Origin of the sequence: Flavobacterium ovatum, from assembly GCF_040703125.1 — a bacterium.
Taxonomy (GTDB): domain Bacteria; phylum Bacteroidota; class Bacteroidia; order Flavobacteriales; family Flavobacteriaceae; genus Flavobacterium; species Flavobacterium ovatum.
In genome coordinates this window covers 161,828-178,818 of sequence record NZ_CP160035.1, presented here as the reverse complement: position 1 = coordinate 178,818, position 16,991 = coordinate 161,828, and the positions used below count along the sequence as shown (strand labels likewise).

Annotated in this window: 16 protein-coding genes; all 16 read left to right on the top strand. The window is 31.5% G+C overall.

The genetic code is table 11. The features are described from left to right. Positions 1-105 precede the first annotated feature (105 nt). Entirely contained in the window at positions 106-927 is an 822-nt protein-coding gene (locus tag ABZP37_RS00745; protein ID WP_366184806.1) for a hypothetical protein, read from the top strand. A 22-nt stretch (positions 928-949) separates the two neighbouring features. Then, positions 950-1,855, top strand: a complete 906-nt coding sequence (locus ABZP37_RS00740; protein ID WP_366184804.1) for a glycosyltransferase family 2 protein — start codon at positions 950-952, stop codon at positions 1,853-1,855. Then, complete coding sequence (locus ABZP37_RS00735; RefSeq protein ID WP_366184802.1) at positions 1,845-2,861, top strand: glycosyltransferase family 2 protein; 1,017 nt, start codon at positions 1,845-1,847, stop codon at positions 2,859-2,861. The genes ABZP37_RS00740 and ABZP37_RS00735 overlap by 11 nt, the downstream gene beginning before the upstream one ends. Beyond that, positions 2,858-4,105: a glycosyltransferase gene (locus tag ABZP37_RS00730; protein WP_366184800.1), complete on the top strand. Its 1,248-nt coding sequence runs from the start codon at positions 2,858-2,860 to the stop codon at positions 4,103-4,105. Before ABZP37_RS00735 ends, ABZP37_RS00730 begins: the two co-directional genes overlap by 4 nt. After that, positions 4,095-5,114: a glycosyltransferase family A protein gene (locus tag ABZP37_RS00725; protein WP_366184798.1), complete on the top strand. Its 1,020-nt coding sequence runs from the start codon at positions 4,095-4,097 to the stop codon at positions 5,112-5,114. Before ABZP37_RS00730 ends, ABZP37_RS00725 begins: the two co-directional genes overlap by 11 nt. Continuing rightward, entirely contained in the window at positions 5,114-6,052 is a 939-nt protein-coding gene (locus tag ABZP37_RS00720) for a glycosyltransferase family 2 protein (protein ID WP_366184797.1), read from the top strand. Before ABZP37_RS00725 ends, ABZP37_RS00720 begins: the two co-directional genes overlap by 1 nt. Beyond that, positions 6,049-7,161 (top strand): UDP-N-acetylglucosamine 2-epimerase (non-hydrolyzing), encoded by a 1,113-nt coding sequence (gene wecB / locus ABZP37_RS00715; protein WP_366184796.1) that lies wholly within the window; start codon positions 6,049-6,051, stop codon positions 7,159-7,161. The genes ABZP37_RS00720 and wecB overlap by 4 nt, the downstream gene beginning before the upstream one ends. Beyond that, entirely contained in the window at positions 7,158-8,381 is a 1,224-nt protein-coding gene (locus ABZP37_RS00710) for a hypothetical protein (RefSeq protein ID WP_366184794.1), read from the top strand. Before wecB ends, ABZP37_RS00710 begins: the two co-directional genes overlap by 4 nt. Before the next feature lie 171 nt (positions 8,382-8,552). Continuing rightward, positions 8,553-9,563, top strand: a complete 1,011-nt coding sequence (locus ABZP37_RS00705; protein ID WP_366184793.1) for a glycosyltransferase family A protein — start codon at positions 8,553-8,555, stop codon at positions 9,561-9,563. Between the two features lie 4 nt (positions 9,564-9,567). After that, positions 9,568-10,467 carry a glycosyltransferase gene (locus ABZP37_RS00700; RefSeq protein WP_366184792.1) on the top strand — a complete coding sequence of 300 codons (900 nt, stop codon included), beginning with the start codon at positions 9,568-9,570 and terminating at the stop codon, positions 10,465-10,467. Between the two features lie 26 nt (positions 10,468-10,493). Continuing rightward, complete coding sequence (locus tag ABZP37_RS00695; protein WP_366184791.1) at positions 10,494-11,186, top strand: acylneuraminate cytidylyltransferase family protein; 693 nt, start codon at positions 10,494-10,496, stop codon at positions 11,184-11,186. 238 nt (positions 11,187-11,424) lie between these two features. Continuing rightward, a complete protein-coding gene (locus tag ABZP37_RS00690) occupies positions 11,425-12,468 on the top strand; it encodes an N-acetylneuraminate synthase family protein (protein ID WP_366184789.1) in 1,044 nt (347 codons plus the stop codon). Between the two features lie 261 nt (positions 12,469-12,729). Further along, positions 12,730-13,134: an endonuclease domain-containing protein gene (locus tag ABZP37_RS00685; protein ID WP_366184787.1), complete on the top strand. Its 405-nt coding sequence runs from the start codon at positions 12,730-12,732 to the stop codon at positions 13,132-13,134. A gap of 260 nt (positions 13,135-13,394) precedes the next feature. Continuing rightward, positions 13,395-14,516 (top strand): UDP-N-acetylglucosamine 2-epimerase, encoded by a 1,122-nt coding sequence (gene neuC / locus ABZP37_RS00680; RefSeq protein ID WP_366184785.1) that lies wholly within the window; start codon positions 13,395-13,397, stop codon positions 14,514-14,516. Further along, positions 14,517-15,911, top strand: a complete 1,395-nt coding sequence (locus ABZP37_RS00675; protein ID WP_366184783.1) for a hypothetical protein — start codon at positions 14,517-14,519, stop codon at positions 15,909-15,911. Beyond that, positions 15,904-16,986, top strand: coding sequence for a glycosyltransferase family 4 protein (locus ABZP37_RS00670; RefSeq protein WP_366184781.1), 1,083 nt, complete (start codon positions 15,904-15,906; stop codon positions 16,984-16,986). Before ABZP37_RS00675 ends, ABZP37_RS00670 begins: the two co-directional genes overlap by 8 nt. Positions 16,987-16,991 lie beyond the last annotated feature (5 nt).

Below are 16,991 nucleotides of genomic sequence, written 5' to 3'. Positions count from 1 at the left end.
TACGATAGACGCATATTATAAAACACTTACTTTATTAAACGTTATTGTGTTACTTGTAAATTATTTAAAAAAAGAGTTTAAATTTAGATCTCAATTGAATTAGTTATGATTCCTCATAAAAATAAAAAAGATATTTTAGTAAATATATTAACCCGAACGTCCAGAAGACCTGTTGGATTTTATAATTGCAGACAATCTATTGTAAAACAGACTTACAAAAATATTAAACAGTATGTAAGCTACGAGGATGAAGCTGATGCAATATATTTGAATGAAGAAGGAATAAATAAGGTTAAGGTAAATAAATACAAAGGAGAAGTATTGATTAATCCTGACGGATATTTACATGCTCCTTATAATTTATATTGCAATACCTTGCTTACTCATATTGAACAGGGTTGGATTCTATTTCTGGATGATGATACCCATTTATTTCATAATAAAGTGATAGAGGAAATGGTATCCGAAATAAAAAAAATTGATGAAGATACACTCTTTATTTGGCAAATGCGATATCCAAATGGAAAGGTATTGCCTACGCAAAAGCACTTTACATCAGAAAAAATAGAAATAGAATGTATTGACACAACCTGTTTTCTTTTTCATTCAAAATATAAAGGTTTTGCGCAATGGGATCAATGGAAAGCTTCTGACTATAGAGTAATTAGTAAGCTATGCGAAATAATTCCTAAGAAAAAATGGATAAAAAAGGTCTATATTCAAATCAATAATTATGGGGATTTTGGTCAAAGGAATGACATTGTAAATAATGCTACAAATAAATTAATATTTCATAAAACATGGTTTTGGTTTTTAATTCCCAAATACCATACTAAAATAAGAGAGCATTATATATTTAAAATAGATTCATATCGAAATTTGATAAAAAGATACATTCGAAAAATTAAAAAAAGATTATCACTCTAATATGTGTTCTTGTAATAAGTAAATGATAGCTATAGTAATTCCATATTTTAAAATTCTATTTTTAGAAGAAACCTTGCGTTCGCTAGCCAATCAAACGGATAAGAGATTCAAGTTGTATATTGGGGACGATGCCAGTCCAGAAAATCCAAGCGTATTATTAGAGAAATATAAAGGACAATTTGCTTTTGTCTATCATCGATTTGAAACCAATCTTGGAGGTATTTCATTAGTTCAACAGTGGGATCGTTGTATTGCTTTGTCAAGTGATGAAGAATGGTTGATGGTATTGGGGGATGATGATTATTTGGATAATAATTTTGTTGCTTCTTGGTACAAACATTACAATCATTTTGTTGATAAGGCTAATGTCATACGTTTTGCTTCAATTTTAATTAATGAAAAGGGAGAAAAATCTACCGTTTATATACATCCCATTTGGGAATGTGCAAATAGTTCGTTTTACAGAAAATTTGAATATTTAACCAGAAGTTCATTATCGGAGTATGTTTTTTCAAGAGATTCGTACCTTAAGTATGGTTTTCATGGTTATCCATTGGCTTGGAATAGTGATGATCGTGCTTGGTTTGATTTTTCGGATAAAAAGCCTTTATATACTATTAATGAAGCGGTTGTGTTTGTGCGACTTTCTAGTTGCAGTATTTCAGGAAAAAAGGATAATATGGACTTGAAAAATAAAGCTAATTATGAATTTTTTAATTACATCGTAAAAACAAAACTAGCTGCCTTTGATCAACATCAAAGACATAGAATATTAGATCGGTATGAGAATGCTATAAAGGAAGTTCGAAAATTAAAAGTGAACGAGTGGGGATTAATAATTTATTCCTACTTAAAATTTTATGATTGGGTTTCATTAAAAAGAGTTTTGAAGAGATTAGTAAAACAAATCCTAAAATATGAATCCTAGCCCATTTATTTCAGTAGTGATGCCAGTGTACAACTGTGCCTTATATATAGAAGAGGCGGTAAATAGTATCTTAAATCAAACTTTTACTGATTTTGAATTAATCATTATTGATGATGCATCGACCGATGGAACCACAGATATTTTAAAAAAATATACTGATCCAAGAATTATAACCCTTTATAAAACACTTAATCAAGGGGTTTCCAGCGCTACTAATGAAGGTTTTAGATTAGCCAATGGAAAGTATATAGCCAGAATGGATGCAGATGATATTGCTGTCAAGGAACGTTTTGAAAAGCAAGTTCGTATATTGGAACAGAATAAAAAGATCTTGGTTTGTAGTAGTTGGGTGCAACATTTTGGGAAATCGAGTAGCCTTATAAAATTTAAAGAAACGCATGAAGAGATATTATCAGAATTATTGATTCAGTGTTCCATTTGTATGCCAGCCTCTATGTTTAGAAGAGAGGAATTAGAAGGCTATTTTTATGAAGAGAACAAGCATAGCGGTGAAGATTACGATTTTTGGACTAAAATAGCATGGAAGGGAGAGTTTTATAATATTCAAGAAGCCTTATTACTTTATAGGGTTCATGATACTCAAGCGTCCAAAATTTACAAACCCCAACAAATAGTAGATGATATTCAGATTCAGTTGTCATTATTAAAAAAGTTAGCCTATGATAAAGATAAATATCCCGATACCTTAATCACTAAGATGCGGCTGCTTAATGCTACACTATCGATTGAAGATTTGGTTTTGTTTCTAGAGTGGATAAAAGAGTTGATTTCTTTAAATGATAAAACCCGTATATTTCCCCACAAAGAATTTAAAGCAGTTTTAAAAAGGATTAGAAGAAGTCTGATTTATAGTTTGTATTTTAAACAAACAGGAATAACTAAAGAATGGAGAGCAAAGGCTTTGTTACTATTGCCATTGAATGAACTCCTTTTTGTGTTGACGACCAAAGGAAGAGAAATAAGAAAGAGGTTATTGAGAAAATGAATAAATCTAAAAAAATAATTTTCAAATTACGCGAGTTCCCGCATTTGTCCGAAACATTTATTGTAGCTCAGATTGTTAGTGCCATTAATTTAGGTTATGAGGTAGAAATTTTAGTTCACAAAATTCTAGAAACAGAACCCAACTTGAGAAGTAGTTTGATTGCTCAGTATGGTTTGATGGACAAAATTAAACTGGAAGATTATAAAATTCCTAAAAATAAATTCACTCGCCTTTATAAATGGATAGTGCTCTTGTTGAAGAACAGTATGGATATGGAGTTCATTTATAAATTTCACAAAGAGCAATCTCAGTTTAGTTTGACCTGGTTGTACCAATGGTATTTTTATAAACAGCTGAACGAAGTAGCATTATTTCATGTACAGTATGGGACGGGTGCAAAGCCTTTGGATATTCTAAAGAAAATAGGTTTTTTTAAACCAAAACTCATAGCGACTTTTCACGGTCATGATGCTTTTTTTCCGATTAATGGATTTATTTCTCAGGAAGGTTATTATGACAACTTATTTCAATATGCTGATTTAATTACGGCCAACACACCTTATTTAGGCGATAAGTTAATAGAGATAGGTTGCCCAAAATCATTGTTGCAATTGATTCCTGTTGGGGTTGATACTGATTTCTTTTATTCTAAAAAGCAAATGAAACTCCCGAGTTCTATTTTAAAGTTAATTACCGTTGGTCGATTAGATAAAGTGAAAGGACAACTTTTTGCTATTGAAGTTGTTAGACAATTGATAAATAAAGGAATTGATGTTGAATTAACGATTATTGGTGGCGGTGAAGAACAGTCAAATCTAGAAAACTTGACTACAAAGTACAGTTTAGAAGAAAAAGTGTTTTTTTTGGGAAAAAAATTACCTGTAGAAATTAGAGAAGCTTTATGGTGTCATGATGTTTATTTGTTAATGGCGGTTCCTTTGCCTGACGGCAGAAGAGAAACACAAGGTTTAGCTACCTTAGAGGCACAATCTTGTGGGCTGCCAGTTGTAGTTTTTGATTCAGGGGGAGTGAAATATACAGTTGATAATGGAATTTCAGGGTTTGTATGTCCGGAACATGATGTAGAAACTGTAGTTGATAAAATTGCAATTCTGGCTAATAAAACCGATCAGTTAGAGCAAATGGGAGCAAATGCAGTTACATTTGTAAAAGAAAATTACGCTCAAAGTGTAATTGATGAAAGATGGAGGAAAATATATAATAAGGTAATCAATGAAAAATAATGAATTAATATCAATTATACTTCCAGTATATAATGGTGAAAAATATATTAGCTTGGCAATTGAAAGTTGTTTAAATCAATCCTATAGCAATATTGAATTAATTATTGTTAATGATTGTTCAACTGACGGAACTTTAGAAGTAATAACTCCATTTCTTGAAAAAGATCATCGAATTACTGTTTTAAATAATCCAATTAATCTAAAATTACCAGCAAGTTTAAATATTGGTCATCGTATTGCAAAAGGAGATTTTATTACATGGACAAGTGATGATAATATATATAAATTTGATGCAATAGAAATTTTAGTAAATGAATTAGAAAATAGAGAAGCTGATGTTGTTTACAGTGATTTTATAATGATTAATGAAATTGGCTCCATATTAACTGAAGTTGAATATGGAGAATTTGAAAATAATATTTTTGGAAATTTCATAGGTGCTTCATTTTTATATAAAAAAGAGGTATTTCAAAGAAATAATGGTTATGACGAAAATTTATTTTTAGTTGAAGATTATGATTTTTGGTTACGGGCAATTGTTCATAGTAAATTTTCACATATAAAAAAGAAATTATATTATTATAGAAAACATGATGATAGTTTAACATATCAAGTTAAATATATAAATGAGACAAAAGAACTGTGGAAAAATAATCTTAAAAAAATGTATGCTAACTTTTGTTTTTTAGTTGAAAATGAAGAAAATGAAGAAATTGCTATTTTTTTAACAAATGGATTGTCATTCCAAAAAACAGCTTTTGAATGGTTTGTTAATAATCATGAAACGATCAAAAAATTTAAAACAAATTTAAAACTTAATACTAATTTTAATATTAAAAGTACATTGATTGAAAAAGTTTTTTTAATCAAAACTATTGATGCGCTAAGACAAAGTAATTCAAGCAAATCTAAGTTGTCAGATTTATTTTTTGTATTAAGTAATTATGGGAGAGTATTAGGGAAAAATGAGTTGAAAAAATTAGTTAAATATTTTTTGAAAGTGAATTAATGAGTCCAAAAGTTTCAATCATTGTCGCAACATATAATAGAGCAAATTTTATTGTTGAAGCCTTACAGTCAATACAAAGCCAAGTGTTTAATGATTGGGAATGTATTATTATTGATGATGGGGGTACAGATAATACAATAGAAGTGCTTACTCCAATTTTACAAAAGGATAATCGGTTTCGGTATTTTAAAAGGACTGATAATTATCAAAAAGGTCTACCAGGAAGTCGTAATTATGGATTGGATTTGGCACAGGGAGATTATATTATCTTTTTTGATGATGATGATATTGCCCATCCACAAAATTTGGAACTTTGCGTCCACGAATTAGCCGATCCAGCTATCTCTTTTTGCCGTTATATAAGGAATGTTTTTACGGGCGATTTTGATTATACTATTTTTGATTTTTCCAAATCGTATACTTCATTCGATATTGGTAAAAAAGATATTTATAGAATTTTGACAAACGAACTTCAATTTAATTCTTGTGCAGTGATGTGGAAGAAAGTCTGTTTTGTAGAAAATAAATTTGAAGAATCACTTATGTATGCTGAAGAATGGGAATTATATTCTAGAATTATTACTTCAGGTTTTAAAGGGGTATCAATTAGTAAAACATTATTTTACGGAAGGAAACACCCCAATTCTAATACAGGTGAATTTTATCAAAATAACCCTACGAGAAGGAGTTCTTTTGCGATGGCTATTATTTTGGTAGTGAGTGATCTGGAAAGAAAAAGAATTCTTTCAAAATTGATTTTACGTTATTTTATTACTAGATCAATAGAGTTTAAAGAATATGATTTGTTTTGTCGTATTATAACGGAACTTAAAATATCTCTATTGGAAAAGTTAAAATGGTATTTTTTTTATATGTTGCTACCTTTACGTCTTATAATATATAGAATAAAAAAAAGGATTAATAGAAAAAAAACATGAAAATATTACTTTGTTTCGGCACACGACCTGAAGCCATAAAAATGGCTATTTTAATTCATACATTAAAAAAGCAAAAAGATTTTAAAGTAGTTGTTTGTGTAACTGCACAACATAGGGAGATGTTAGATCAGGTTTTGGATTTCTTTGAACTTGTACCTGACTACGATTTAAATTTAATGCAGCCGAATCAAACACTGAATACACTTAGTGCCGCAATTTTATCAAAAATGGATAATGTACTTAAGGAAGTAAAACCTGATTTAGTATTGGTTCATGGAGATACTACAACTTCTTCAATAGTGGCTTTGTCAGCATTTCATTTAGGAATCAAAGTGGGGCATGTAGAGGCAGGATTACGTAGCTATAATAAACGAGCACCTTTTCCTGAGGAAATAAATAGACAATTTACAAGTAAAATAGCAGATATTCATTTTGCTCCAACTAAAGGAGCAATGCAAAATTTACTTGATGAGGGTATTCAGCTTAATAATATTGTGCATACAGGAAATACAGTAATTGATGCTCTATTATGGACTATAGAAAAAATAAAACAAAAGGGTTTTTGTAATCGAGAGATTGTACTTCTGAAAAAAATGATTCCACTAGATAAAAAAATAATATTAGTTACAGGTCATCGTAGAGAGAATTACGGCTTGGGATTTTCTAATGTTTGTGATTCATTGTTAACTATTGCAAAACGAGATGATGTTAGAATTGTTTATCCGGTTCATTTAAACCCTAATGTTAAAGGAATAGTCAATGAAAAATTAGCCAATCAGAAAAATGTTTATCTCATTTCTCCCGTTACTTATCCTGCTTTTGTATGGTTAATGATGCAGTCTTTTTTAATTGTAACCGATTCGGGAGGAATTCAAGAAGAAGCTCCTACTTTAGGAAAACCTGTTTTGATTACTCGTGATATTTCAGAAAGACCAGAAGGTTTAGATGCAGGGTTTTCAACTATCGTAGGTACTAATCAACTGGATATTGAAAAACAAATTATTCACCATTTAGAAGAGTTTAATGGGTTTGGAAACATCCAAAATCCATATGGCACAGGCATTGCTTCCAAGGTTATCGTTGATTTTTTATTAAATACATACAGATGAAATTTTTAGTAATAGCGCAAGATTTAAGGGTTTCTGGAACTAGCGAAGGTGTAGTTTCAAGGTCTTTCATTGCTAAATTAAAGAAGGTTTATCCTGATTCAAGTATTGATGTTTTTTACTTGAAGCAACAGCCTAGTGAGGATCAATTGGACTTGTTGCCTGTAGATGAGATCGAGACACATTTAGTAGCTGTAAAAGTGCCTTTGATGACACGATGGTTCAATAAAATCTATTGGCGATTATTTCATATATCATTAAACGAACGACATATTCAAAAACAGTATGGCTTGTATATGGCCAAAATTGATTACCAAAAATACGATCATATTTTTATAAGGAGTTGTGGAGTAGAATATGAAGCCATTCTTGGGGCAATAGATTTACCTATTTTAAAAAAAGCGATTATTAATTTTCATGATCCCTACCCACTATTTTGGTGTTCTGGGAATGATAGAAAATTAATATCATTAGAGCTTTTTAGATTAAAAACAATGAGTAAGGTGGTGCATCAGGCAAAAGCTTGCATTACTCCCGCAATGACTTTGACAAAGGACATGGGGTACCTATACGGAAGGAGTTCTAAATTTTTTACACTCCCACATCAATATGAAGAAAGTGTTTTTAATTTATCTGATAGTAGTATAACATTTAAGAAAAATAAAAAACTAACTATTTGTTATCAAGGAGCAATCCAATTTGGGCGAGATATTGTCCCACTTTTAAATGCCTATCAGCAATTACTCGACTCAAATGAAATTTATAGAGAAAATACAGAATTTGTTATTCGAGTAAAAAATCAGATTGATATAGATACGTTAAATAACAACTATTCGAATAGTAAAAATATAATTGTTTTAGGACCTACAGATTTTTCGAACTCCTCCTATGAACAAAAACATAAAGCGGATATCAATATTATTTTAGAAAATGGAGTTGATTATTGCAATATATTGGTAGGTAAGGCGCCTTTTTTAGCATCATTAAATAAGCCGATACTTTCTATTTCACCTGACAGGAGTGATTTGAGAATGATAATTAAAGAGGATAAGTATATCTGTTCGAATAAAAATGAAGTAGAATTAATCCTAAAACTAGAAAGCTTAATAAAGGAGCGATTGAGTTCCAAAGAACCTGTTTTTCCTTTCGGGGATTATTTCAGTGATGAAAATTTTAAAACCAATTTGGATGCTGTTTTATTTAGAAAAGAATTGAATACTTGATATTTGTCACATTGAGCCCTTCTACTATTGCTCAGGACAGGTTGTAGTCGAGATGCTTTTACAGATGAAAATTTGAAATTCAAATGGGTTTCGGCTTCGTTCGACCAGGCAGCGAAAGATGAGATAGTTCTATTATAAATCTAACATATGGTTTAAAAATTTAAATAGTAAATGAAAAAACTGGCGGTTTTATTACCTACATACAATGCAGCTTCTTATTTAGAGGAAAGTATAGATTCGATTTTGTATCAAACATTTTCGGATTTTGATTTGTATGTGTATGATGATTGTTCGACAGACAATACAGCAGAAATCGTTTCTAAATATACAGATTTTCGTGTATTTTATAAGAGAAATAATGTGAATATGGGAATTTCGAAAACTTTGAATAAAGGGCTAGAGGATCTCTTACTTCATTATGAATACATCGCCAGAATGGATGCTGATGATTGGTCTTATCCGGAACGATTTAAAAAACAACTCGGATATTTAGAACAAAACAAAGAGGTTGTTCTTTGCGGAACACAAGGATATTGGTTGAAAGACATGAGTCAAAATCCAAATTCGGGTTGGAAGTATCCTCTTAACAATCAATACCTCCAGAGGTATTTGCTTTTTGGAGCAAGTTTTGGGCATTCTTCTGTAATGATTAGAAGTCATTTTTTCAATCAATATAATTTACGTTATAGTGAAACGATAGCTACCTGTGAGGATTGGGAATTATGGATGCGAGTGCTTCAGTTTGGTGTAGCGTGTAATTTACCTGATTTTTTAATGAAATATCGGGTTTTGGAAAATAGTAACCATCGTTCGCTTGAAAAACAACAGCAACATTGGTTAGAAAGATCTAAAATCATTTCAAATTATTGGAGTAATTTTGGAATAGAATTATCACCTAAACAAGTTTTTGATTTTTATTATAATGAAAATGAAATTTATAAAACGGAATTCATAAATAATTGTAAAGTGTTTATTCGAGCTTTTAACAAATTGAATGAAAAAAGTAGTGTAGATTTAGAAGAAAGCGAAAAAAGTAGTTTAGCCTATATGTTGGCTAGAAAAATTTTGAATTATTGGAGACGATCAGGGGTAAGCAGGATTAATGTTATAATTTGGGTGGAATTAGTGAGTGAAGTTCGTTTTATGAGTAAAACAAAATGGATTAAAAGTATTATTAGATAAAACTATGCGATTTTCAATATTGATTACAACAAAAAACAGGAAAAATGATCTTGCATTTACCCTAAACAAAATCAACTACCTTATTGATAATATTGAGGTAGAATGTGTGGTATATGATGATGGTTCTACAGATGGAACCTATGATTTTGTAGTTGAATATTTTCCAAATATAAAAGTAAAAAAAAATAAAGTAACCAAAGGATATATTTTTTGTCGAAATAAAATGCTCAACGAAACCCATGCGAAATTTGCTGTTTCATTAGATGATGATGCTCATATTGTAACAAATAACCCGTTGGAGAGTATTCAAAAATATTTTGATAAAAACACAAAATGCGGTTTAATTGGATTGCGTATTTTTTGGGGATTACAAGAACCAAGTAAAATAGAATCTGATGAAGTAGCTGTTCAAGTACAGGGATTTGTGGGTTGTGCACATGTGTGGAGAATGAAAGCCTGGAGAGAAATTCCGAATTATCCCGAATGGTTTATTTTTTATGGAGAAGAAAATTATGCTTCATATCAATTATTTAAAAAACAGTGGCAAGTTCATTATTTGCCGGAAGTATTAGTCAATCATCGGGTTGACGTAAAATCTCGAAAAAAGAATTCAGATTACATCTCTCGATTGAGGCGTTCCTTAAGTACAGGTTGGTATTTGTTTTTTCTATTCTTACCTCTTTCATTCATTCCAAGAAAAATACTATATTCCATTTGGATTCAATTACGGAAAAAGGTATTCAAAGGAGATATTAAAGCTTTAGGAGCTTTATTTTTGGCAATCTTTGATTTATTTTTGGCAATGCCTAAAATTGTTAAAAACCGGAATAGATTGAGTAAGGAAGAATTGTCATCGTACCAACAATTAAATCCAGCCAAAATTTATTGGAAACCTAAAGCCTAATATTTTACAACTAAGTTTGTTTATTAATGAAAACAATAGCCATTATTCCAGCTCGAGGAGATTCAAAACGATTGCCTCACAAAAATATTCTTGACTTGGGAGGAATTCCACTTATTGCGCATAGTATTTTGTATGCCAAAGCCAATTCAGATATTCTTGACGCTATCTATGTTTCAACCAATGATGAAGAAATTAAAAAAATAGCGATTGAATACGGTGCAAAAGTCATTGACAGACCAGAATATATATCAGGAGATTTTGAACCAACGATCACTGCCATTCAACATGTTTTAGAAAACGTAGATGCAACTGTTGAACATGTAGTTTTACTACAACCAACAAATCCTTTGCGTCCGATCCATTTGCTTAAAGATTGTTGGAATACTTATAAAAAAGTAGATAAAGAAGGGTTATTTACTGTTACTAGAAATCATAATAAATTAGGTCGCATAATAAAAAATGGTTTTCAGCCCTTTAATTATGAAATAGGGCAACGTTCACAGGATTTGGAGCCTTTGTATTTTGAAAATGGCTTATTATATATAAGTACAGTAAAATTGATAAAACAAGGAAAAATTATTTCAGATACAAGTTTTCCATTTGAAGTAAATTCTATTTTTGCCAATGTAGATATAGATACCCAAGAGGATTTAGATTATGCAGAGTACTTATTCCAAAAACACACCCCCAACCCCTCTCAAGAGGGGGGGGTAGAATAGGTGCTGAATAAAGAATGGTTTATAAATGAATATTATAATTGTTTTAAATAATTGGAATTTTTCCGCAATCGTATTCCCCTCTTGAGAGGGGCTAGGGGTGTGAAAATATAGTTTATGGATTTTAAATCAACATAAAAGCAGTATTTAAATTAGTGAATTAAAAATGTAATATTTTCGCAATCGTATTCCCCTCTCGAGAGGGGTTAGGGGTGTGTTCACATCTAAACAGAGAAAGACAATGAATAACAATACCATAAAAATAGGAAATCGTTTAGTAGGCCCAGATTATCCTCCATTAGTCATTGCCGAAATAGGAATCAACCACGAAGGCTCTTTGAAAGTGGCCAAAGAAATGGTAGATGCAGCCCATAGAGCAGGCGTTGAGGTGGTCAAACATCAAACGCATATTGTAGCTGACGAAATGAGTGCAGCGGCCAAGAAAGTAATACCAGGAAATGCAGATGTCTCTATTTATGAAATCATGGAACGTTGTTCACTCAATGAGGAAGAGGAACTAGAGTTAAAAATATATATTGAAAGTAAGGGTATGATTTTTATTTCAACTCCATTTTCTAGAGCCGCCGCAGATAGATTGCAAAAATTTGATGTTCCAGCCTATAAAATTGGTTCAGGAGAATGTAATAATTATCCATTACTGGAGCATATAGCCTCTTTTGGGAAACCTGTTATTTTGAGTACAGGTATGAATACGATTGAAAGTGTAAAGAAAGCGGTCGCTATTTTTGATAAAAATAACGTTCCAGTGGCTCTTTTGCACACAACTAATTTATATCCAACTCCTATTCATTTAGTACGGTTTGGGGCTATGGTTCAATTGCACGAAGCCTTTCCATATAAGATTTTTGGATTGTCCGATCATACGTTAAATAATAATGCTTGTTTAGGCGCAGTAGCTTTAGGCGCAAGTATTTTAGAACGTCATTTCACCGATCACATGCAGCGTTTAGGACCAGACATTGTTTGTAGTATGGATGAACAAGCTACAAAAGAATTAATTGTTAATTCTAATGAAATTTGGCAAATGCGTGGTGGAACAAAACAACCGGCTCCAGAAGAACAAGTAACCATTGATTTTGCATTTGCAACTGTTTGCAGTATTCAAAATATTAAAAAAGGAGATGTTTTGTCTATTTCAAATATTTGGGTAAAAAGACCAGGGACAGGGGAAATTCTAGCGGAACATTTTAATAGTATTTTAGGAAAAAGAGCCACTAGAACAATTGAAAATGATGAACAATTAGGGTTTGAAGATTTCGAGTAACACACCCCCAGCCCCTCTCAAGAGGGGAGTTCGTGTAGGTCTTCGTTGTGAATTAGTGTAAATAATATATCTGTCTAATATGTCAAATTTGTTTGTTTCCTTAATCGTATTCCCCTCATGAGAAGGGCAAGGTGTAAAAGTCTAGTTTTTACATTTCTAAAAAAAAAATAACTAATATCTTTAAATGAGTAAATAATTTTGAATGTTTCCTTATTCGTATTCCCCTCTTGAGAGGGGTTAGGGGTGTGTAAATTCAAGCAAATGAAAAGAAAAATCATTCCATACAATCCAAATCTTAAAGCATTCGCGAGAGAGCTAAGAAATAATTCAACCAAATCCGAAATAATCCTTTGGTTAAAACTTAAAGGGAAACAGATGTATGGTTATGATTTCCACAGGCAAAAACCCATTGATAATTACATATTAGATTTCTTTTGCCAAGAATTGATGTTGGGAATTGAAGTAGATGGTTATTCACATGAATTTTTAGAAGTTCAAGAGAAAGATTCAATTAAGGAAAAAAGAATGAATGAGTTAGGAATCCAAGTGTTACGGTTTTCAGATTATCAAGTATTAAGAGATATGGAAAACGTAATGAGGGCGATTGAGTTTTATATAGAGGAATATGAAAAACACACCCCCAACCCCTCTCAAGAGGGGAGTTAGCATGCGTTTATAATGAGGATTTGTTTTAATATTAATAATTGTAAAAAAGTAAAATTTCAAATAAGTAAAAAAATTAATACTTTCCCATATCATCTTCCTCTCTCGAGAGGACTAGGCTGGTGAAATGCTATTTTGGGATTTGAACAAATAATTTAAAATAAGTAAACAATTTTGAATTTTTCCTTATTCGAATTCCCCTCTTGAGAGGGGTTAGGGGTGTGTAACATTCAAAAAAAAGAAAAATAATCAGTAATCACAAAATGAAAAAAGTAGTATTCCTTACAGGAACCCGTGCAGATTTTGGTAAGATCAAATCATTGATTTCTATTTTAGAAAGCAACGGTAAGTTTGAGGTTTTTGTTTTTGTTACAGGAATGCATTTGCAACAAGAATATGGGTATACATTAATTGAAATTGAAAGATGTCAATTCAAGAACATTCATACTTTTGAGAATCATACCCATGAAACCACTATGGATTTGACGCTTGCCAAAACTATTGAAGGATTTTCGGCATACGTCAAATCGATTCAGCCAGATTTGATTATTGTTCACGGAGATAGAGTAGAAACCTTGGCAGGAGCCATTGTCGGTTCTTTAAATAATATTTTAGTAGCACATATCGAAGGTGGGGAGATTTCAGGAACTGTAGATGAGTTGATTCGGCATAGCGTTAGTAAATTGAGTCATATTCATTTTGTTTCTAATGAAAAAGCAGCCAAGAGATTGGTGCAAATGGGTGAAATGAAAGAATCTATTTTTACCATTGGATCACCGGATATAGACATTATGTTTTCGGACGATTTACCTGAATTAAGACAAGTGAAACAATATTATGAAATTCCTTTTGAGGACTATGCTATTGTAATGTTCCATCCAGTCACTACAGAAATTAGTCAGATGAAAAGTTATGTGACTAATTTTGTGAAAGTGTTACTTGATGATCATCATAATTATGTGGTTATTTTTCCTAATAATGACTTAGGTAGTCAAATGATTATTGAGGCATATGATGCATTAAAAGTACATTCGAGGTTTAGGATTTTCCCATCGCTTCGCTTCGAGTACTTTTTGACTTTATTAAAAAATAGTCAATTTATTATTGGAAATAGCAGCGCTGGAATTCGGGAAGCTCCTTATTATGGAATTCCAATTGTTAATATTGGAACAAGACAAAAAAACAGGGTCATAGATGCGGATATCGTTAATGTTGACTATGATATAGAGAGTATTATGAAGGGTTTAAATAACATTGATGAACATTCTGTTCAAGTCAATTCCGTTGATTTTGGAAAAGGGAATAGCGCATCTCTATTTTTAGATTTTATGAAGATGGATAGTATTTGGAATGTGGATAAACAAAAGCAATTTAGAGATAAATAGATGAAAAAATTAGGCGTAGTAATTACAGATGGAGTAGGTTTTAGAAATTTCATAATGAGTAATTTTATTACAGAGGCTTCAAACCAATTTGAAACCATTTTTATTTATTCGGGTTTACCCAAAACGGCTTTTGATGCCTTACCAGAAAATGTTGAAATCAAAGAATTGACGGTATTCAAAGAAGGAAAGACAACTTGGTTTTTTAGAAAATGGAAAGAGGTGGGGCATTTGCAAAAATTTCGCAATTTTTACGGAATGAAGGATAATTTGATTTCAGGCTATCCTAAGAGTAATTCGGCTAGAGCTATTCTGGTTAAAATCATTTACTTAATCACTCGATTTGTTCATTCCAGTAGAAGTATTTTAGGAATTGAAAAGTTACAGTTTTTGACTTTTGCAAATAATAAGGTGACCCAAGAATACATTGAATTACTCAAGAATGATTCTCCTTCACATGTCTTTTTTACCCATCAAAGACCTCCTTATTTAGCTCCTTTTTTATCTGCAACAATACAACTGAAAATTCCCGTTAGTAGTTTTATTTTCAGTTGGGATAATTTGACTTCAAAAGGGAGAATGTTGGGTACATTTGATTATTTTTTAGTTTGGAGTCAATTAATGAAAGAAGAACTGATGAGTTTTTATCCAAATGTAATAGAACAAAATATAAAAGTAGTAGGAACACCTCAGTTTGAACCCTATGTAATGCCAGAATACGAATCGGAAAAGAAGTTGTTTTTAGATAAATTTAAATTAGATATCAATACTAAAATCATCTGTTTTAGTTGCGCCGATGCTAGTATTGGTGCTAATGATCCCCTTGTGATTCGAACGATAGCACAAGCCATCCGTGACAAATCAATTGAAATGCCAGTTCAGCTTTTAGTAAGGACGTCACCTGCTGAAGGCCCTGAACGCTTTGGAACAGTCAAAAATGATTTCCCTGAGATTATTTGGAACTATCCAAAATGGATACTTACTAGAGAAAATCATGCCGAGAGTTGGTCACAAAGAATTCCTAGTAGAGAAGATATTCAAGATTTAAGAGCGATTTTAGAAAATGTTGATTTAAGTATTAATATGTGTTCAACTATGAGTTTGGATTTTATGCTGTTTGATAAGCCAGTGATTAATGCGGTTTTTGGTAATTTGAAAAATGGTTTATATAATGATCAACGTTTTTTACAGTATGGACATCTAAAAAAAGTAATTAGCAGTGGGGCTGTTAGCGTAGCTAATAATGAGTCCGAATTAATCCAACAAATCAATTTAGCTTTGAAAAAGCCAAATGATAAATCAACTCAAAGAAAGGCAATGGTTGATTTGCAAATCAGCGAACCTTTATTAGGAACAAGTAAAAGAATTGCAACGACTTTAGCGAATCTAGATGAATAGTAACCATAAAATAGCAGTAATATGTAACTATGAACTTCAGCCAGGACGGGTAGGAGGAATGGACTATTTTTTTTGGATGTTTGACCAAAAATGCAAAGAAAATAAGGTTGCCGTAGATTGGTTTTTTCCAAATAAAACGGAGCATGGCAATTACTCGCATTTGTCAATTTTCGCAAGTAATACACAAACTGTAGAATCTTTTTTTCTAGAATATTGCCAAAAAAATCAATCCAACTATAGTCATATTGTTACTCACTTTGTAGAATTATGTACGCCATTTTTTTATAAAATTAATCGATTTTCAAAGGCTAAAATTATAGCGGTTGATCATAATCCACGACCGTTAAAAGGGTATTCGTTAAAGAAGAAAGTAGAGAAAAAGATAAAAGGAATTCTGTATTCAAAATACATCCATTTATTTGTAGGAGTCTCCAAGGCTACTCAAAAGGCTTTGCTAGAAGATTTTGGTTTTCATCTAAAAAATAAAACCATTGTAGTTTTTAACGGAATAAATGTCGAACGATTTATTCAGAAAAAAGATTTCAGTTCTCATTCTAATTTTATTATAGCTTCTCACTTGAGAAAGGAAAAAGGCATTCAAGATGTAATTGAAGCCGTGAAAAATTTGAAAGAATATAGCTTTACCATTGATGTCTATGGTAAAGGGAACTATGAACTGACCTTAAAACAAATGGTACATGAGTATTCTCTAGGTGAAATAATTAGATTCAAAGGAAGTGTTGCTGACCTTTACGAAAGATATGCTCAGTATGATTATCTGATACACCCTTCACATGGTGAAACATTTTGCTATTCAGTTGTAGAAAGTCTGTTGAGTAATCTACCCGTGATAACCACTAGGAATCAGGGGAATGTTCTGGGGCTTGTCGAGGAAAATAAAAATGGTTTTTTGTTTGATGAAACGAATGTTACGGAATTAGAATTGGTCCTCAGGAATATTTTAAACAAAGAAAAAGCAATACAAGATATTGATGGAAAGTCCATTTCAAAAGATTTTTCATTAGAGAAAATGGTTGACAATCATTTTGCTTTAATACAAGAGAATAAGTTGTAATTTCG